16 protein-coding genes and 1 pseudogene are annotated in these 17,413 nt (G+C 62.4%); 11 read left to right on the forward strand and 6 right to left on the reverse strand.

Annotation, left to right across the window (positions count from 1 at the left end; translation table 11 throughout):
• Positions 1-159 precede the first annotated feature (159 nt).
• The 3 genes from hpnJ (at position 160) to ACOCG7_RS05790 (ending at position 3,902) form a co-directional block, all read left to right on the forward strand.
• On the forward strand, positions 160-1,581 hold the full coding sequence (gene hpnJ / locus ACOCG7_RS05780) for a hopanoid biosynthesis associated radical SAM protein HpnJ (protein ID WP_073432015.1): 1,422 nt from the start codon (positions 160-162) through the stop codon (positions 1,579-1,581).
• The gene (gene hpnI / locus ACOCG7_RS05785) at positions 1,578-2,738 is read left to right on the forward strand and encodes a bacteriohopanetetrol glucosamine biosynthesis glycosyltransferase HpnI (RefSeq protein ID WP_244746032.1); all 1,161 of its coding nucleotides are present in this window, start codon (positions 1,578-1,580) and stop codon (positions 2,736-2,738) included. Before hpnJ ends, hpnI (ACOCG7_RS05785) begins: the two co-directional genes overlap by 4 nt.
• 99 nt (positions 2,739-2,837) lie before the next feature.
• Positions 2,838-3,902 carry a lysylphosphatidylglycerol synthase domain-containing protein gene (locus ACOCG7_RS05790; RefSeq protein ID WP_083086140.1) on the forward strand — a complete coding sequence of 355 codons (1,065 nt, stop codon included), beginning with the start codon at positions 2,838-2,840 and terminating at the stop codon, positions 3,900-3,902.
• On the opposite strand, the gene ACOCG7_RS05795 is transcribed toward ACOCG7_RS05790, so the two are convergent.
• Both ACOCG7_RS05795 and ACOCG7_RS05800 read right to left on the reverse strand, forming a co-directional pair.
• Complete coding sequence (locus tag ACOCG7_RS05795) at positions 3,899-5,347, reverse strand: ATP-binding protein (RefSeq protein ID WP_083086138.1); 1,449 nt, start codon at positions 5,345-5,347, stop codon at positions 3,899-3,901. The two genes, ACOCG7_RS05790 and ACOCG7_RS05795, sit on opposite strands and share 4 nt — an antisense overlap.
• Positions 5,348-6,007: a response regulator gene (locus ACOCG7_RS05800; RefSeq protein WP_083086136.1), complete on the reverse strand. Its 660-nt coding sequence runs from the start codon at positions 6,005-6,007 to the stop codon at positions 5,348-5,350.
• A gap of 358 nt (positions 6,008-6,365) precedes the next feature.
• On the opposite strand from ACOCG7_RS05800, the gene ACOCG7_RS05805 reads away from it, so the two are divergent.
• The 3 genes from ACOCG7_RS05805 to hpnK are packed head-to-tail and all read left to right on the forward strand — an operon-like array spanning position 6,366 to position 8,883.
• Positions 6,366-6,716, forward strand: coding sequence for a hypothetical protein (locus ACOCG7_RS05805; RefSeq protein WP_083086135.1), 351 nt, complete (start codon positions 6,366-6,368; stop codon positions 6,714-6,716).
• Between the two features lie 12 nt (positions 6,717-6,728).
• A complete protein-coding gene (gene hpnI / locus ACOCG7_RS05810) occupies positions 6,729-8,069 on the forward strand; it encodes a bacteriohopanetetrol glucosamine biosynthesis glycosyltransferase HpnI (protein WP_421377140.1) in 1,341 nt (446 codons plus the stop codon).
• Entirely contained in the window at positions 8,059-8,883 is an 825-nt protein-coding gene (hpnK, locus tag ACOCG7_RS05815) for a hopanoid biosynthesis-associated protein HpnK (protein WP_421377142.1), read from the forward strand. Before hpnI (ACOCG7_RS05810) ends, hpnK begins: the two co-directional genes overlap by 11 nt.
• A gap of 17 nt (positions 8,884-8,900) precedes the next feature.
• Here the strand turns inward: hpnK and ACOCG7_RS05820 are convergent, their stop codons facing one another.
• From ACOCG7_RS05820 to ACOCG7_RS05830, 3 genes are all read right to left on the reverse strand, one after another.
• Entirely contained in the window at positions 8,901-9,728 is an 828-nt protein-coding gene (locus tag ACOCG7_RS05820; protein WP_421377143.1) for a polysaccharide deacetylase family protein, read from the reverse strand.
• Entirely contained in the window at positions 9,725-10,840 is a 1,116-nt protein-coding gene (locus ACOCG7_RS05825; protein ID WP_421377144.1) for a glycosyltransferase family 4 protein, read from the reverse strand. Before ACOCG7_RS05825 ends, ACOCG7_RS05820 begins: the two co-directional genes overlap by 4 nt.
• A 379-nt stretch (positions 10,841-11,219) precedes the next feature.
• Complete coding sequence (locus ACOCG7_RS05830) at positions 11,220-11,471, reverse strand: hypothetical protein (protein WP_421377145.1); 252 nt, start codon at positions 11,469-11,471, stop codon at positions 11,220-11,222.
• A gap of 233 nt (positions 11,472-11,704) precedes the next feature.
• On the opposite strand from ACOCG7_RS05830, the gene ACOCG7_RS05835 reads away from it, so the two are divergent.
• Positions 11,705-12,730 carry an IS110 family transposase gene (locus tag ACOCG7_RS05835; protein WP_421375252.1) on the forward strand — a complete coding sequence of 342 codons (1,026 nt, stop codon included), beginning with the start codon at positions 11,705-11,707 and terminating at the stop codon, positions 12,728-12,730.
• Between the two features lie 333 nt (positions 12,731-13,063).
• Here ACOCG7_RS05835 and ACOCG7_RS05840 read toward each other — a convergent pair.
• Positions 13,064-13,875: pseudogene (locus ACOCG7_RS05840) on the reverse strand (IS5 family transposase).
• Positions 13,876-13,943: 68 nt separating this feature from the next.
• Here ACOCG7_RS05840 and ACOCG7_RS05845 point away from each other — a divergent pair.
• From ACOCG7_RS05845 to ACOCG7_RS05860, 4 genes are all read left to right on the forward strand, one after another.
• Complete coding sequence (locus tag ACOCG7_RS05845; RefSeq protein ID WP_421377146.1) at positions 13,944-14,327, forward strand: phosphatase PAP2 family protein; 384 nt, start codon at positions 13,944-13,946, stop codon at positions 14,325-14,327.
• Positions 14,328-14,580: 253 nt separating this feature from the next.
• A complete protein-coding gene (locus tag ACOCG7_RS05850; protein ID WP_421377147.1) occupies positions 14,581-15,339 on the forward strand; it encodes a hypothetical protein in 759 nt (252 codons plus the stop codon).
• Positions 15,340-15,364: 25 nt separating this feature from the next.
• Entirely contained in the window at positions 15,365-16,030 is a 666-nt protein-coding gene (locus ACOCG7_RS05855; protein ID WP_421377148.1) for a response regulator transcription factor, read from the forward strand.
• On the forward strand, positions 16,006-17,385 hold the full coding sequence (locus ACOCG7_RS05860; RefSeq protein ID WP_421377149.1) for an ATP-binding protein: 1,380 nt from the start codon (positions 16,006-16,008) through the stop codon (positions 17,383-17,385). The genes ACOCG7_RS05855 and ACOCG7_RS05860 overlap by 25 nt, the downstream gene beginning before the upstream one ends.
• Positions 17,386-17,413 lie beyond the last annotated feature (28 nt).

The raw sequence follows: 17,413 nt of genomic DNA on the forward strand, positions 1-17,413 counted from the left end.
CTGCGCCCGTCACGCCACGCCACACGCCGCCGCGCTTAAGGTTTCCTTCAGCTTTGCTCCGTACCATTTGCGCGAATCCTGCCGTCGCGCTCGCCATCCCGCGAGTTCCAGTTTCGACCGAAAACTGAAAACGTCCGTTCAAGGCACGCTGGAGCGTTCATGAAAACCCTGTTCTTGCAGGCGCCGTCGTATGACGGTTTCGATGGTGGCGCGGGTTCGCGCTATCAGGCCAAGCGTGAAGTCCGCTCGTTCTGGTATCCCACGTGGCTCGCGCAACCTGCCGCACTCGTTCCCGATAGCCGTGTACTCGATGCGCCGGCCGACGGCCTGTCCGTCGACGCGAGCCTCGACATCGCGCAGCACTACGACCTGGTGATCATTCACACCAGCACGCCGTCCTTTCCCACCGACGCGCTTTTCGCCGAGGATCTGAAAAAGCGCAAGCCTTCGGTGCTGATCGGCATGGTGGGCGCAAAAGTTGCCGTGGACCCGCACAATTCGCTGACGGCAAGCGATGCGATCGACTTCGTCTGCCGCGAAGAATTCGACTTCACGTGCCAGGAAGTGGCCGCGGGCAAACCGCTCGCGCAGATCAAAGGGCTCAGCTATCGCGCGGCCGACGGCTCGATCGAGCACAACGACGCACGGCCGATCCTCGAGAACATGGACGAACTGCCGTTCGTCGCGCCCGTCTACAAACGCGATCTGAAGATCGATAACTACTTCATCGGTTATCTGAAGCACCCGTACGTGTCGATCTACACCGGACGCGGCTGTCGCTCGAAGTGCACGTTCTGCCTGTGGCCGCAAACGGTCGGCGGCCATCGCTACCGCACGCGCTCGGTCGAGAACGTGCTGGAAGAAGTGAAATGGATTCGCGACAACCTGCCCGAAGTGAAGGAGATCATGTTCGACGACGACACCTTCACCGATTTCAAGCCGCGCGTCGAGGAAATCGCTCGTGGACTCGGCAAGCTCGGCGTCACGTGGTCGTGCAATGCGAAAGCGAACGTACCGTATTCGACGCTGAAAATCATGAAGGAAAACGGCCTGCGTCTTCTGCTGGTCGGCTACGAATCGGGCGACGATCAGATCCTGCTGAACATCAAGAAAGGTTTGCGCACCGATATCGCGCGCCGCTTCAGCGAAGATTGCCGCAAGCTCGGCATCAAGATTCACGGCACGTTCATTCTAGGTTTGCCCGGCGAGACGCAGCAGACGATCCAGAAGACCATCGAATACGCGAAGGAAATCAATCCGCACACCATCCAGGTATCGCTCGCGGCGCCGTATCCGGGCACGACGCTCTATAACCAGGCGGTTGAAAACGGCTGGCTCGAAGAGAACAAGGTCATCAACCTCGTCAGCAAGGAAGGCGTGCAACTCGCGGCAATCGGCTATCCGCATCTGTCGCGTGACGAGATCTATCACCAGCTCGAAAACTTCTACAAGCGCTTCTATTTTCGCCCGTCGAAAATATGGGAAATCCTGCGTGAAATGCTCACGAGCTGGGACATGATGAAACGGCGCTTGCGTGAAGGCGTCGAATTCTTCCGCTTCCTGCGCGCTCACGAGGCGTGAGCGGTGCGCACTGGCTCGCCGCCGCGCCCGCCTATGCATGCGGCGCGTGCGCGGTGTTCGGCATCGGCTACACGATGCTCGCGAGCGTGCTGGTCGGGCGGTTCTTCGCGCGAGCGGCGATCGAGCCGGGCAGTTTTCCGCCGGTCACGATCGTCAAGCCGCTGCATGGTCACGAGTGGGCGCTGCTCGGTAATCTGGACAGCTTCTGCAAGCAGAACTATGCCGGTCCCGTGCAGTTCGTGTTCGGTGTGCACGATTCGGCGGACCCGGCATTGGGGGCCGTCGACGAATTGCGGCGCCTGCATCCGGACGCGGACATTACCGTTGTCGCCGACGCGCGCCTGTACGGCCCGAACCGCAAGATCAGCAACATCATCAATATGCTGCCGCAAGCGCGGCACGACGTGCTCGTCTTCGCCGATAGCGACGTGAGCGTCGGTCCCGATTATCTGCGCAATATCGTCGGTGAGCTGGAAAGTCCGGGGGTGGGGCTCGTGACCTGCGTGTACCGCGGGCGGCCCGACCCCGGCTTCTGGCCGCGTTTGTCGGCGAAGGCGACCAACTATCAGTTTCTGCCCGGTGTCGTCACCGGACTCGCGCTCGGTCTCGCACGGCCGTGCTTTGGACAAACGATTGCGATGCGGCGCTGCACACTGGAACGGATCGGCGGCCTCATGCCGTTCGTGTGGCATCTCGCGGAAGACCATGCGATAGGCGAAGCGGTGCGCGCAACGGGCGAGACAGTGGCGATTTCGCCGCTCATCATCGGGCATGCGTGCGCGGAAACCAGCGCGGCGCAGCTGTTTTCGCACGAACTCCGCTGGAGCCGTACTATTCGCCGCATCGATCCGCTCGGCCATCTGGGTTCCGCGCTGATGTATCCGCTTGCGTTTGCCTTGCTCGCGGTGGCGTTCTCAGACGGCGCGTGGTGGACGTGGCTCGTCGCGGTGCTCGCCGTCTGCGCGCGTTTCGCGCTGAAGCGTTCCGTCGACCGCGCCCTGCGGCAGGCGCACGGCGGACTATGGCTGCTGCCGTTATGGGATATTGTCTCCTTTGCGATATTCGTCGCGAGCTTCTGGTCCTCGCGCGTGATGTGGCGCGGCTTCAGCTTCAGGGTGGATGGCGACGGCCTGCTGTCGGCCGCGCCGGACGAATGACGACGAACAGCAAGTGAGTGCAGCAATGATCCGCGTTTTCCTCGATTCGAAGCTTGAACGGCAATCCGCGCGTGCGACGCGCTCGCACAGGGTGCCCGCATGATGAAGCATCTCGGCCGCGTGGCCGCGCTGGCGGGTCTGCTCGCGTCGCTATGGCTTGTCTGGCGGGACAACCCCGGCGCGGTGCTCGGCGCATTGCGGGCAGCCGGGGCCGGGCTCGTGCTCGCGGCGCTCGCGCACGTGCCGCCGATGATTGCCAATGCGTCGGGCTGGCGCTCGCTGATTCGCGGCGCGAACCGGCCCGGCATCCTGAACATGCTGCATCTCGTGTGGGTGCGCGAATCGGTGAATAGCATGCTGCCGGTGGCGCGCATCGGCGGCGAAGTGGTGTCGTTTCGCATGCTCAAGCGCTGGCGCGTGCGGCCCTCGACGGCGGTGGGCAGCATCATCGCCGACATGCAGCTCACTGTGATCAGCCAGTTGCTGTTCACGATGGTGGGCATCGGCTTTCTGTTCGCGCATGCGCATTCCGGCACGCTGAGGCTCGCCGGGCAACTCGCGTGGGGCGTGGTCGTGCTGACGCCGCTCCTCGTCCTGTTCGCGCTGGTGCAGCATGCCAATCCCTTCGAGCGCATGACACGCGTGCTCGATCACATGACGAGCGGCAAGCTTGCCGCGCTAGTCGGGCAGTCGGTGCAAATCGATCAGGCGATCAAGCTGATCTGGCGGCGCCGCGGCGTGGTGCTGCGCTATCTGTTCTTCTGGCAGCCGTTGCAGTGCTTTCTGACTTCGCTGGAAATCTGGCTCGCGCTGCATTTTCTCGGCGCCCAGGTCACGCTGGTCGAAGCCGTGGTGATCGAGTCGTTGATTCAGGCCGTCAGCAGCGCGGCCTTCTTCGTGCCGGGCGGCCTGGGCGTGCAGGAGGGCGGCTTCATTCTGATCGGCGGCGCATTGGGCCTCGATCCGTCGACGTGTCTCGCCCTGGCGGGCGCACGGCGGATTCGCGATCTGCTCATGTTCGTGCCGGGGCTGATTGCGTGGCAGTTCGTGGAGGCGTCCAGGCGCGCTCCGGGTCAGGATGCGGCGCGGCGTTCGAGCCGTCGCTCGCGGCAGGCGCAGCTCGCGGAAGGCGGCGTGATCGCGAGTGAAACGAACCGCCGCTAGGCAACCGGCTGCAACCGCTCGTCGGGGACGGCCGTATAAGCGGGAAACGACACCTCGACCGCGAGTCCGCGCCCGTCGATGCCACGGCCGAAATGCACGCGTCCGCCAAAATGCTCGGCGATGCGCGCGACAATCGACAACCCGAGGCCGCTGCCGGTTGCCTGATTGCCGGTCGCGCGAAAAAAACGGTTCGCGAGGCGAGCGAGGTCGGCTGGCGCCACGCCGGGACCGTCGTCGCGCACGCTCACCACGACGCGCTCCTGCACCGCGTCTCTCGTCGGGTCTTTCACAGTCCGCACCGCGATCTCGATGCTGCCGCCCTCGCATCCGTACTTGATCGCGTTATCCAGAAGATTGTCGAACAGGATGCCGATGAGCACCGGTTCGGCGTCTATCGCGGCACGCATATCGCAGTTCAGCGTAACGTGCAGGTTCTTTTGCTGCGCGTTGCGCTCGTTCGCGATCCATGCATTTCTCGCGGCCTCACCGGGCGCGAGCGGCGCTGTCGACATTTTCTCGTGCATGTCGAGGCGCGCGAGCAACAGCAACTGCTCCGCGAGCCGTGCGCTGCGATCCACACCTTGAACGACGCGCTCCATGGCGAGCCGCTGCCGCGCCGCATCGGGCTCGGCCAGCGCGACCTGCGCCTGAACCTTGATCGCGGCGAGCGGCGTTTTCAGTTCGTGGGCCGCGTCGGCGGTGAAGGCGCGTTCGCGTTCGAGCGAATGCAGGAGGCGCGAGAGCAACAGGTTGATCGCATCGACGAGCGGCCGTACCTCGGTGGGCACATGACCGATATCGACCGGCTCCAGGCGGTTGATGCCGCGGGAACGGATCGCGCCCGAGAGTATCCGCAGCGGCGCAAGGCTCCAGCCGATGGAGGACCACACCAGCAGCGCGAGCACCGGCAACGCGATCAGCGCCGGACGCGCAATGCGGCTCGCCACGCCGCTCACCAGATCGCTGCGCGTATTGGCCTGCTCGAAAACGCGCACCGTGTGGCCCAAGGCGGTGTCGCGCAGCGTGAACGAGTGGTACATCTCGCCGTTCAGCATCACGTCCTGAGTGCCGGTGACGCGCGGCACCGGCAGATCCCATGCGTTGAGCGCGCGCAATGGCGGGCTGCCCGCGATCACCTCGCCGTTGCGGGCGCGCACCTGGAACAGCGCGTCGCGCGGAAGCGAGTCGTCGTCGTCGCTATCGTTCGCGCTCGTCGCGCCGCCTCTTTCTTCCTCGCGAACGTCGATGTGGGCGTTGGCGAGCGTGGCGAGGTTCGACTGATCGAGCAGTGCGAGCATCTGCGCGAGTTCGGCAAGGCGGGCCTCTTCCCACTGAGCGACTTCGCGCGAGGCCTGACGATAGCTCGACGCGAGTGCGATGGCCCAGACGAGCGCAATGCTGGCAAGCACGAGCAGCATCAGGCGCCGGCGAATGGATGCGCCCATTTACTCTTTCTCCACGACATAGCCGATATTGCGCACGGTCCGAATCAGCTTCGCGCCGAGCTTCTTGCGCAGGTTCGACACATGCACTTCGATTGCATTGCTTTCGATTTCTTCCTGCCATCCGTAAAGGCTTTCTTCCAGACGCGCGCGCGACTGGGGAATTCCCTGATTGGTGATCAATTGCAACAGGATTGCCCACTCGCGCGCGGTCAGCGACACGCGCGTGCCGGACACTTCGACCGATTGCGCCGACGGATTGACCGTCAGATCGCGATAGCGGATCACTTCGACACTGCGGCCTTGCGCGCGCCGCAGCAAGGCCCGGCAACGGGCGATCAGCTCGCTCAGGTCGAAGGGCTTGCCGAGGTAATCGTCCGCGCCTGCCTCCAGACCGCCGACGCGGTCGGCCACCGTGCCGCGCGCGGTCAGCACCAGCACCGGCATGTCCTTGCCGGCGTCGCGCAGCCGTTTGAGCAGGTCCATGCCCGACACACGCGGCAAGCCCAGGTCGAGCAGAAGCAGTTCGTAACTGGTGGTGTCGAGCGCAAGACCGGCCTTGTGGCCATCACGCGCCCAGTCGACGGTGAAACCGGCCTGGCGCAGACCCGCTTCGATACCGCAGCCGATCAGGTCGTCGTCTTCTACGAGGAGCACACGCATGGGGCAGAAATTCCGTTGGATGTTTTGACGGGGCGGCGGCGCGCATGGACGCAGCGCGCGAACCCATAACGCCGAAGTCTGGTCACGTTGTTCATGGGTCGTTTCACGGCGGGTTTGCTTAAGGTTTCCTTCAGCTTGGCTCGATACTATCGCCCATCGACAGCATACAGTCGTGTTAGTGACATGAGCGCGCAGTATCGTATATCGCTGATGGCTCGTTGAAGCTCGATCGTAGGCGCGTCGATGGAACGCACGACGTTCGCGTTGGCGGTCCCTCGCGCTGACGCTCGCGGCGAACCGCCGCCGTCAATTGCTCGCGCGGACCCCGCGATGCTTTCATCAGGTCAGAGACGAAGCCATGAAGCCATTCACCGTCGATATGCTGCGAGCTCACCTGATGGTGGCTTCGCTCACCGCTCTCGCCGCCGATGTGCTTGCCTGCGTGACGGTGCTCGTCCTGCCGGGGGCGCACCATCTGTTCGTTTCCGCGGCTTTCCGCCTGATCGCGCTCGCCGTCACGGCGAGCGGCGTGATAGTCACACGCCAGTTTGCTCAGGCCGCGTTCGAGCATGCGGTCGAAGGCCGTCATGCGAACGCGGCCGGCTTTCACGCGCGACCTGTCAGGATCGCGCCGGGTTGCCCACGGCTGCGGCTCGTCATTCTCCATCTACGCCTGACGGGTAAACCGTTCGTATTGGGCAGTCACTGACGGAATCCGCCGATGGCTGCGCACACATTGACCGTATGCCAATGGGTTCTGCTCACCGGCTGCGTCGGCGCCTCGCTGTATGCAATGGCGGCGGTGCTGGCGATGCCGTTCTTCACGCTGCGCCGCGGCGCACCGTCCCGTTTCGCTCATCTTGCGCGACGCGTTCGCGCAGCCGATACCACCAGGCTCACGCACGGCGCGAGATTCGACGCGGCGGACGCATGTACTGTCTATTCGTTCGTGCAAGTGGGCGTGAGCGTGCTCAAGCCGCTTTGCGGCGCTGAGCCGCGTCTTTACGAAAATCTGCGGACGTTTTGCGAGCAGCGTCACGGGCATTTTCAACTCGTGCTCGGGGTGTCTTCTCCCGACGATCCCGCGGTTGCCGTCGCGCGCCGCCTGCAGGCCGCGTATCCGGCGCTCGATATCGAACTCGCCATCGATACGCGCGTGCACGGCAGCAATCTCAAGGTCAGCAATCTGATCAACATGGCGGAGCACGCGCGTCACGATGTGTTCGTCATCGCCGATAGCGACATTGCCGTGGAGGCCGACTATCTCGACAGCGTGGCCGCGCCGCTTGCGGATCCGCGCGTGGGCGCCGTCACCTGTCTTTATGTGGCGCAGGGTTTGGGCGGCTTCTGGCAGCGCGTGGGTGCGCTCTTCGTCAACGAATGGTTTGCGCCTTCGGTGCGCGTCGCACATATGGCCGGCTCGCGCCGCTTCGGCTTCGGCGCCACACTCGCCTTGCGGCGTGCGACGCTCGAACGCATCGGCGGATTCGAGGCCCTGAAAGATTGCCTCGCCGACGATTACTGGCTTGCCGAACACGTGCGTGCGCTGGGATTGCAAACGGTGCTCTCGCGCGTCATGGTCGCCACCGACGTGATCGAGCCGACGTTTGCCGCGCTCTGGCAACGCGAAACGCGCTGGTTGCGCACGATACGCTCGGTGAATCCGCTCGGCTTTGCATTTCTGTTCATCACGTTCCCGACGCCCTGGCTCATCGCGGGCATATGGCTCACGAACGTGCTGACGACAGGTGCGAACAGTGGTCCGCTGCACTGGCCGGCGCTCGTCAGCGCAGCGGGTACGGCTGCGGGGCTGGCCGCGCGCGTGCTGCTTCATGCGCGCGCCGCGCGCCATGAGCGTGCATTCCGCCACCCGTCCCCGACTTCGTTCTGGCGCGATCTGCCGCTGGTGCCGTTGCGCGACACGCTGCTGCTGTTCCAATGGATCGCCGGCGCTTTCGGTTCGCACGTGATGTGGCGTGGCGCGCGCGTGCCGGTCGAAAGCTCGCCTTCGACGGCGCATGCAAAGCCGCTGCGCGTGATGGAGGCGTCCGATGGCCGCTAGGCCGCGCGCCCTGATCGTGACCGCCGACGACTTCGGCCTGCATTCACGGGTGAATCAGGCGGTCGAACGGGCGCATCGCGACGGCGTGCTGACGGCCGCGAGCCTCATGGTCGGTGCGCCCGCCGCAAGCGACGCGGTGAAGCGAGCCCGCGCTCTGCCGCAGTTGCGCGTCGGCCTGCATCTCGTGCTCGCCGATGGCGATGCGGTCACCCCGCGCGCCGGCATCCCCGCCTTGCTCGACGAGCATGGCCGCTTCGGCGGCAACATGGTGCGCGACGGCGTGCGGTTTTTCTTTCTGCCGCATGTGCGCAAGCAGCTTGCCCGCGAAATTCGCGCGCAGTTCGAGGCGTTCGCCAGAACCGGACTCGCGCTCGATCATGTCAACACGCACAAGCATTTCCATCTGCATCCAACAGTGCTCGGCTTGATCCTTGAAATCGGCCGCGAATTCGGCATGAAGGCGATGCGTTTGCCGTTCGAGGCCAATGCGCCGCTGTGGCTGAGACCATGGATCGCGAGCGTGAAGTCGCGGCTCGACGGCGCGGGCATTCTTCACAACGATTATGTCGTCGGCATTGCCGGCAGCGGTCGCATGGACGAAGCGGCGTGGCTGGCGGCGCTTGCCTCGCTGCCGGAGGGCGTGGCGGAGATTTACTGTCATCCTGCCGTTGCGGGAGAGTGCGTATTGAGTGACGGCATGCGCGACTATCGGCATGCGGACGAACTGGAGGCGCTGCTGTCGCCGAACGTCGCCCGCTCGATTCGAGGACTCGGCGCAAGGCTGGGTGGATTCGCCGATGTGTTGAACCGGTAGAGCGCGGCCGCTATCCGCTATCGCTTGATCTTGAGGTAAGCGCGACTGATCGCGGGCCGCGTATGGATCCAAAGCCGCGAGGCGAACCATGACGCGGGCCGGTCGCGCACCTCGAGCCGGGTAATCGAGCGAGCGGCATTGTCGTCCGCTTGCGGATAATTCGAGCCCGTCTCGCAGGTGTAGAAATGCCGGAAACCCGCCTGAACGGCGACTCGCCGGTAATCGTTGTCGTAAAACCCCTGGGGCCAACACAGGTGATCGGAGACCGCGCCAAGCCGTGCTTTCAAGGTCGTGCGCGCGTCGCTGAGATCCCGCGCGAGTGCGGCGCACTTGTCGTCCGCTGTGGCCGACACCTGGTCCCATCGCACGTGGCGATGCGTGTGGCTGTGAAACTCGAAGGTTCCGGCCTCGCGCATTGCATGGATCTCGGACCATCGGAGAATCACGCGGTCGGCTTGGCCAAGTTCGATCGCGATTTCGCCGTCGCGATGATTGAGTAGCCGAGGCAACGTGGCATCCGAGCGCGCATGTGGGCGCGCGGGTCCATCGCCTATCCAGCTCGTCACCAGAAAGCACAATGCGGTGAAACCGTGCGCTTGCAGAACCGGATGGGCATGCACCCAGTTGTCCAGATAGCCGTCGTCGAACGTTAAAACGACGGACCTTCCCGGTATCGGCTCTCCTGCCAGATAAGCCGATAGCCGCTCGCTGCCGATCGTCGTATAACCCGCGTTGGCGAGATGCGCCATTTGCGCCGCGAAGTGCTCGGGCGATACCGTGATCATGCCCGGCGACGTGCTGATATGGTGGTACATCAGCACGGGTAACGCCTTGGCGAAGGTCATGCGGCGGCCCGCCACGGGCCGTAGACCCTGCGCGCGCGCTCGATGCCGCGCCGGTAAAAATCCACGGTCTCGCTCGCCATGCCTTCCACCGTGAAATTGCCATCTGTCTTGATGCGCGCGGCCAGTCCGAAGCGCGCGCGCAATGGCGCGTCGTCTATCAGCCGCATGAGCGCGCCGCGCAATGCATCGACGTCTTGCGCGGGCACCAGCAAGCCGTTCACGCCGGAGTCGATGAGCTCGGGCACACCGTCGACATGCGTGCCGATCACCGGCAGACCCATCGCCATTGCCTCGATGAATGCCTGGCCGAGCGCTTCCTGATGGGTTGGCAATACGAACAGATCGCAGCCGCGCAGCACGTTGTTGATGTCGTTTCGGAAGCCCAGCAAATGAATGCGATCGGTTAACCCGAAATCGTCGATCATTGACTTGAGCTTGTCGAATTCGCCGCCGCTGCCAGCCATCACCACGTGAAGATGCGGCCGGTCGGCCATGATCGGCCGTACCGCCGCGATCAGATCTTCGTGGCCCTTCTTGCCGCGCAGCATGGCCACGATTCCCGCGATGACCGCGCTCGAATCGAGTCCAAGTTCGTCGCGCAGCGTGGAGTGCGCGAGTGGCTCCGGTTTGACGATGCCGTCGTAGATCGTTTCCACGTGACTTTCCGGCACACCGGCGGAAATCAGATACTTGCGTACGAAATGACTTACCGCGACGACCCGATGCGGGATCCAGTTATACGTAGCCAGTGACGTAATAGGTAGCGCCAGGTGGCGCGTTCGAACAATGAGCGGCGTTCGTGCAAGACGGCCCGCCATGCCGGCGACGAGGCTGTCATGGCCGCTGTGCGTATTCAGCACGTCAAAGCGGCGCTTGTCGAGAACCGACCGGATCGTGAGCATCGAGCGCACGTCGGCGCCGCCGCGCATGCGTGCGTGATGGACCGTAAAACCCTCGGCGTGTGAGCGGATGCCGAGTGTCGCGTCGTCGGGGCAGACGAGCTCCACGTTATGACCGAGCGCACGGAGCGCGATCATTTCCTTCAACGTACGGACTTCCTGGCCGCCCCAACCCCGCGATGACTCGCTATGGAGAACACTTAATGCTTTCATGCGCTGACTGTCCCCTGGCAACCTGTCTATCGACGGAGTCGTGACGTGGCGTTTCGTGAAATTAAATTCGGCGCGATGCGTTCTGCGCCAAGGAATTGGCTTGAGCGGCCGCGGTGCTAGCCGTGGCCGACCGGGCGTGTGATTTCACGCGTTAACGGCCATGCGGTGGCGACCGTTGACAAATTGTTACAAAATATTTCGCGGTTCGCCAGTGTTTTCTGACGGCGTCGCAGCTGGCAGGAAGCGTGTCGAAAGAGGGTCCGCGTAAACCAGCAACACGCCATGAAGTGAATCCGATGACGGCTGGATTCGATCACTGGCAGCTGATGCAGTGATGTTCACGGCCTTTACGATCGTTGCTTGCGAGAACGTGGCAGCGCTAGGGCTCCCTTGAGACCGTGATTACCTTGAAGTTGCGCACGGCTGAAGCAGCGGCCGTTTTTTCGCGCCGCTGAAGATCGTCAGCGAGGAGTTTCTGGAAAAGCGTCGTTTCCTTGGCGCCGTACAGCCGAAGGAATTCTTCAAGGGTATCGGTGATGGCTCGCTGCTCGGATTCAGCCGTCAGCATGCTGGCAATGTGAGAGCATCCCCGAGCCAGTTCCAGCATGTAAATCATGCGCGCAGTCGTCATGGCGCTTCCTCTCGTTCTCCTTGGCATCGTTGTTTCGACCGTCGGCATCAGCGCAACTTACTTCTCGTACTGCCCTGCTTGACCCAATTGATTCTAGCTGGCGGTGCTGAACGAAACCTTAGAGAATGAAAGGGACTTCCCCGTCCCGAGGCTGCGGCGGAAGCCGCGAGTCGGCATCGACGTGCCATGATGAAGTTTCGAACGTTCATCAACACCAGCGAGAGGGGAAGTCCATGCCTATTGTCACTATCGGAATCGATCTTGCCAAGAATGTATTCGCCATTCATGGTGTAGATGAAGCAGGTAAAGCGATGCTGATCAAGCCGCGAGTGCCGCGCGATCAGCTGGTGACATTGATCGCGCAGTTGCCGGCGTGCCTCATCGGCATGGAAGCGTGCTCCGGCGCACATCACTGGGCACGCGTGTTCCAGCAACACGGCCACACAGTCAAGCTCATGGCGCCCAACCTTGTTGCGCCTTATCGCATGTCCGGCAAGCGCGGTAAGAACGACGCGGCGGATGCTGCTGCGATCTGCGAAGCGGTGACGCGTCCGAGCATGCGTTTCGTGCCGCTGAAGGACGAACATCAGCAGGCAACGCTTTGCCTGCATCGGACACGACAAGGTTTCGTGGAAGAGCGGACCGCGACCTACAACCGGTTGCGAGGCCTGCTCTCGGAATTCGGCGTGGTGCTGCCACAGAGCCCGGAGAAGTTGCGCAGGCACATCACAGAACATCTGGACACATTGCCTGGCTGGGCGAAGCACAGTATCAGCGATCTGCTCGATCATGCTGGCAACATTGAGGATCGCCTGATTGAATACGATCGCGCGATCGCCGGGATCGCGCGTGATGATGCGCGTAGCAAGCGGCTGATGCAGTTGCGCGGCATCGGCCCAACCACGGCCAGTGCGTTGCTCGCCAGTATCGGCGCCGGGCACGACTTCAGAAACGGCCGGCAGGTGGCAGCATGGATCGGACTGACGCCCGGTCAGTACAGCAGTGGCGGCAAGGCGCGGCTGGGCAGCATTACGAAGGCAGGCGACGCCTATCTGCGCGGGCTGCTGGTCAACGGCGCCCGCGCCGTTATTGCCAGTCTCGGCGAGAAACAGGATCGCTTCAGCCGGTGGGTCCGAGCCCTGGTCGAGCGCCGGGGCTACTGGCGGGCCGCCATCGCGATAGCAGCAAAGAACGCGAGATTGGCGTGGGCCTCGCTGAAGTATGGCGATGACTTCAAGCTCCAGCCCGTGGCGGACTAACTTTCGATCTGGGCCTGCCGATCAACCGGCAACGCGACGGGAGCGCAGACGCCATGAGCAAGTAGAAACGATCACTTTGCACTGCCAGCGGTGATGTGAAGCGGGTTGGACCCGCGCGGAGCGTACCTGGATAACACGGCGGGGATATCCATTCCCGGCTAGAGAATGAGGCCTCTGCGCGCGTCTTTCATCAGGGTCCGGGCCATTGGCCCAACATGACCGGTTGTAGAACCGCAGTCCTTCACCTTCCCACATGCACCCGCACGGCATTGCAGCATGTATCACAGCGAACTTCGATTGAGCTTGTGCTCAACGGGGAGCCCTTGTAGCGTGTTAGGAACTTTGAAGTACCGGCACTGCGTGAACGAGCATGAGCATTGCGAACACGACGAAGTGAAAACCGGCAAGCGTTTCAGGCAGTCGCTCGTAGTCACGTGCCAGACGCCGGAAGCGGTTAAGCCAGCCGAAGCTGCGCTCGACCACCCACCGCCGGGGCAGCAGTACAAAGCCCTTTTTCGCTTGCGCCAGTTTGATCACCTGCAGGTCGATGCCTTCATCAAGTGCCGCCTGCTACGGCTCTTCGCCCGTGTATCCCTGATCTACAAATGCCACCCTGACCGTATTTCCCGCCACCTGCTGGACCTGACGCGCGAGTTCTGCGACCTGTGCACGTCCTGTTCGTTGGCCGGTGTCACATGGACTGCTAGCAACTGTCCGAGCGTGTCCACCGCGATATGCACCTTGCTGCCACGCTTGCGTTTATAGCCGTCATAGCCCGCACGCGGACCACTCTCGCAAGTCGACTGCATCGTGCGGCCGTCCAGAATGACCGCGCTGGGCTGACCCCATCGTCCCTGTGCCACGCGTATCACCGAGCGAAGGTCGTTGACCATGTTCTCAAAACAGCCTGCCTGTAACCAGCGTTGGGTCTGCTGATACACCAACTCCCACGGCGGAAAATCGTTGGGCAACATCCTCCACGGTGCGCCCGCGCGAGCCATCCAGCGCAGCGCATCAAACATGTCGCGCAGTTGATATTTGCGCTGCGGCGCCATCACGTCCATCAGCGTCAGATACGGTGCCGCGAAGCTCCATTCTTCGTCCGAAACATCGGTCGGATACCCTTTGCGGTCTACTTTTTTCATTCCGCCAGGATACCAGGTCCTTCACCAAGTTTCTAACACGCTCTAGTCTGGTCGCACCCCGGCCTTTCATGATCGACGTCGGGCACACGTTCATCCCGCATGTTGCGGATTCATCGTTTCCAAGCGACCATCTGACGCTGTGGTGGGCCACTGTGTTCAGTGTTCTCATGCAGCAAGGTCCGCGAAGAGCGTGGTCCGCGTTGGCTTTGCTGGGAATCTCCATCGCCTGGGCACGCATATACCTGGGCGTTCATTTTCCGTTCGACATGTTAGGGGCCGCCGTGGTTGCCGCGCTCAGTGCATGGCTGACGTTGAATGCCGCTCATTGGTACCCGCCCCCCGGTATATCGACTTGCTGTCGGCATACATCGCACGCTTCTCAGCAGGCTGATCAAACTGGGATGGGTTCGCGAATGAAGCAACCTATGACTGAGCTAAGTCAGCCTGGTTAGACTTGTCGAATGCCGTCTTCCTTTGGCGGAAAAACTGGCTGCTCAAAGTCCGCCGAGGACCCGAATCCGGAATCTGGAAGTCACATGGGATTCGGCCGGGGAGAGACTGAGCCCTCGCTCTGCCGATGACTTGCACGTTCCCGACAAGGCCATCGACCACGCGCCGATGCGCCGAGTCAGTCCGGCAACGTATGATCGCGCTGTTGAAACTTTCAACAGGCTTCAGAACAACTGTAATCCACGAGTATGCCCCATGAAAACCTCAACAGAACAGGCTCTAACCAAAGTCCCCGAAGTCACGCTGGGTTTCTGGCTCATCAAGGTTGCCTCCACCACGCTTGGCGAAACCGGCGGCGATGCCGTCTCGATGTCCATGAACCTTGGCTATCTGGTCGGTACCGTTATCTTCGCGGCAATCTTCGTCGCCGCCGTGATCTGGCAGATCAAGGCCAGGGAGTTTCATCCCTTTCTTTACTGGGTCACCATCATCGCGACCACTACGGTCGGCACGACGCTCGCTGATTTTGCCGATCGCTCGCTGGGAATCGGATACCTTGGCGGTTCGAGCCTGCTGCTCGCCTTGCTGCTCGGCTCACTGCTCCTCTGGCATCGCACCCTTGGCTCGGTATCGGTGAGTACCGTCAGTTCGCCCAGGGCGGAAGCTTTCTACTGGGTGACGATCATGTTCTCCCAGACATTGGGAACCGCGCTGGGCGACTGGACCGCCGACACAGCCGGCCTGCACTATGCCGGCGCGGCCATCGTGTTCGGCGGACTGCTCGCTGTCATTGCGGCAGCCTATTACTGGACTCGTGTGTCCCGAACGCTGCTGTTCTGGGCGGCGTTCATCCTGACCCGCCCACTGGGTGCCGTGGTCGGTGACTTCCTGGACAAGCCGCTGAACGCGGGAGGTTTGGCACTGAGCCGGTATTCGGCATCGGCCGCGCTTCTTGCCTTCATGCTGACCGGTATCCTGCTGTTCCGGCAACGGGCGGCCAAAGCTGCGCATTGAACAACGAAGAGTGAACGGAGGGGAAATGCGGGTGTTGCTCGTCGAGGACGACCCCATGATCGGCGAAGCGATCCAGAGCGCACTGAAGGATGCGTCCTATGCGGCGGACTGGGTAAAAAGCGGACAGAGCGCGCTGACGACGCTGGCTTGCCACCATTATGACCTTGTGCTGCTCGACCTTGGTCTGCCTGGCAAGGACGGGCTGGACGTGCTCTCCAGCATTCGTGGCAGCGACAATCCGGTTCCCCTGGTGATCATTACGGCGCGCGATGGTCTCGATGACCGTCTGCGTGGTCTGGATGGCGGAGCCGACGATTATGTGCTCAAGCCCTTCGAGATGGCGGAATTGCTAGCGCGTATGCGCGCCGTGCTGCGTCGCAAGGCGGGCAGTGCTGCGCCCGTTCTCAGCAACGGCGCGGTATCGCTCGATCCCGTCACCAGAGAGGCCAGCGTCACCGACGCTTCGCCCGTGCAACTGTCAAACCGCGAGTTCTCGCTGCTGCAAGCCTTGCTGGTTCGACCCGGCGCCATCCTGTCTCGCAGCGACTTGGAGGATCGCATCTACGGATGGGGCGAGGAGGTCGAGAGCAATGCTGTCGAGTACCTGATCCACGCTTTGCGGCGCAAGCTGGGCAGCGAGATCATCAAGAACATCAGGGGCGTGGGATGGATGGTTTCAAAAGGCGGCTGAACGAATCGATTCAGATCAAGCTGTCCCTGACCCTGTCGTTGGTAATTCTGATCGTTGCCGTCGCGGCAGGCGTCTTCTCGTTCCTGTCCGCTTTCGATGAAGCACACGGGTTGCAAGACGACGTACTGCGACAAATAGCACAGTTGACGGAACGGCAGCATCTGTCGCCCGTTCTGCCGGGCGCCGATGTCCGTCTCGAAGATAGCAATGAAGAGTCGCGTGTGATCGTCCAGCGCCTGGGTGATGGCAATTCATCAACGGTGAGCGTTGACAGCGGCGGACTGCTGCTCCTTCCCACAACGCTGACTGATGGCTTGCATACGCTGGATGTCAATGGCGAGACCTTCCGCGTGCTGGTCAGCACAACCGCGGCTGGCGAGCGCATTGCGGTGGCCCAGGAGTCTGGCTTCCGCAACGAAATTGCGCGCGACGGTGCGCTGCGTACCGTGATGCCCTTCCTGATTCTCGTGCCAGTGCTGTTGCTGATCGTTGCCGACATGGTGCGCAAGATGTTCCGGCCGATTGCCGTGCTTTCCAGGGAAATCGACCAGCGTTCCGAGCAGGAACTGCACCCCATCGAAGACAGCCATCTGCCCGCCGAAGTGCGCCCGTTTGTGGTGGCGATCAATCGGCTACTGGCGCGCGTTTCCACGTCGATGGACAGCCAGCGCCGTTTTGTCGCCGACGCGGCGCATGAACTGCGCTCGCCGTTGACGGCCCTGTCGCTGCAAGCCGAACGGTTGGCGGAAGCGGACATGTCCAGCCAGGCGCGTGAGCGATTGGCCGTATTGCGGCGTGGCATTGAACGCGGCAGGAGTTTGCTGGATCAACTCCTTGCGTTGGCAAGGGCGCAATCCGCTTCGGAGTCGCCGAACTCGCTGGTGTCCATTCAGAGCATCTACCGCCGTGTGCTGGAAGACCTCATGCCTCTCGCCGAAGCCAGGCACATCGACATCGGCGTCGAGGGAGTCCAGGACGCTGAAGTGTGGTGCAGCGAACTTGACATGATTGCCCTGGTCAAGAACCTGGTCGATAACGCCATCCGCTATACGCCCGACGATGGAAGGGTAGACCTGTCTGTCGCCACAGCGGAAGGTCGCGCAACATTGAGAATCCAGGACTCGGGGCCAGGCATTCAAGTCGGCGAACGGGAGCGGGTGTTCGACCCGTTTTATCGCTCTCTCGGAAGCGGGCAGGTCGGTTCTGGTCTGGGCCTTTCCATCGTCAAGGCAATATCGGATCGGATTGGCGCAGAAATTCGGCTTGGGTTTTCCGATGAAACGTTACGTTCAGGGCTGTGTGTCTGCGTCATCGTGCCGTTGAACGAGGGTCGAGCCACGCTGAAGCCGGGTTGACTTCCCTGTGCATATACGCACACAGTTT

Origin of the sequence: Paraburkholderia sp. DD10 (assembly GCF_049177125.1) — a bacterium.
GTDB classification, from domain to species: domain Bacteria; phylum Pseudomonadota; class Gammaproteobacteria; order Burkholderiales; family Burkholderiaceae; genus Paraburkholderia; species Paraburkholderia terricola.

Coding starts and splice junctions, on each gene's coding strand:
- hpnK (WP_421377142.1), top strand. CDS start 8,059: ATGGCCGCTAGGCCGCGCGCCCTGATCGTGACCGCCGACGACTTCGGC.
- ACOCG7_RS05830 (WP_421377145.1), bottom strand. CDS start 11,471: ATGACGACTGCGCGCATGATTTACATGCTGGAACTGGCTCGGGGATGC.
- ACOCG7_RS05825 (WP_421377144.1), bottom strand. CDS start 10,840: ATGAAAGCATTAAGTGTTCTCCATAGCGAGTCATCGCGGGGTTGGGGC.
- ACOCG7_RS05860 (WP_421377149.1), top strand. CDS start 16,006: ATGGATGGTTTCAAAAGGCGGCTGAACGAATCGATTCAGATCAAGCTG.
- ACOCG7_RS05800 (WP_083086136.1), bottom strand. CDS start 6,007: ATGCGTGTGCTCCTCGTAGAAGACGACGACCTGATCGGCTGCGGTATC.
- ACOCG7_RS05805 (WP_083086135.1), top strand. CDS start 6,366: ATGAAGCCATTCACCGTCGATATGCTGCGAGCTCACCTGATGGTGGCT.
- ACOCG7_RS05855 (WP_421377148.1), top strand. CDS start 15,365: ATGCGGGTGTTGCTCGTCGAGGACGACCCCATGATCGGCGAAGCGATC.
- hpnJ (WP_073432015.1), top strand. CDS start 160: ATGAAAACCCTGTTCTTGCAGGCGCCGTCGTATGACGGTTTCGATGGT.
- ACOCG7_RS05845 (WP_421377146.1), top strand. CDS start 13,944: ATGATCGACGTCGGGCACACGTTCATCCCGCATGTTGCGGATTCATCG.
- ACOCG7_RS05820 (WP_421377143.1), bottom strand. CDS start 9,728: ATGACCTTCGCCAAGGCGTTACCCGTGCTGATGTACCACCATATCAGC.
- ACOCG7_RS05835 (WP_421375252.1), top strand. CDS start 11,705: ATGCCTATTGTCACTATCGGAATCGATCTTGCCAAGAATGTATTCGCC.
- ACOCG7_RS05850 (WP_421377147.1), top strand. CDS start 14,581: ATGAAAACCTCAACAGAACAGGCTCTAACCAAAGTCCCCGAAGTCACG.
- ACOCG7_RS05795 (WP_083086138.1), bottom strand. CDS start 5,347: ATGGGCGCATCCATTCGCCGGCGCCTGATGCTGCTCGTGCTTGCCAGC.
- hpnI (WP_421377140.1), top strand. CDS start 6,729: ATGGCTGCGCACACATTGACCGTATGCCAATGGGTTCTGCTCACCGGC.
- ACOCG7_RS05790 (WP_083086140.1), top strand. CDS start 2,838: ATGATGAAGCATCTCGGCCGCGTGGCCGCGCTGGCGGGTCTGCTCGCG.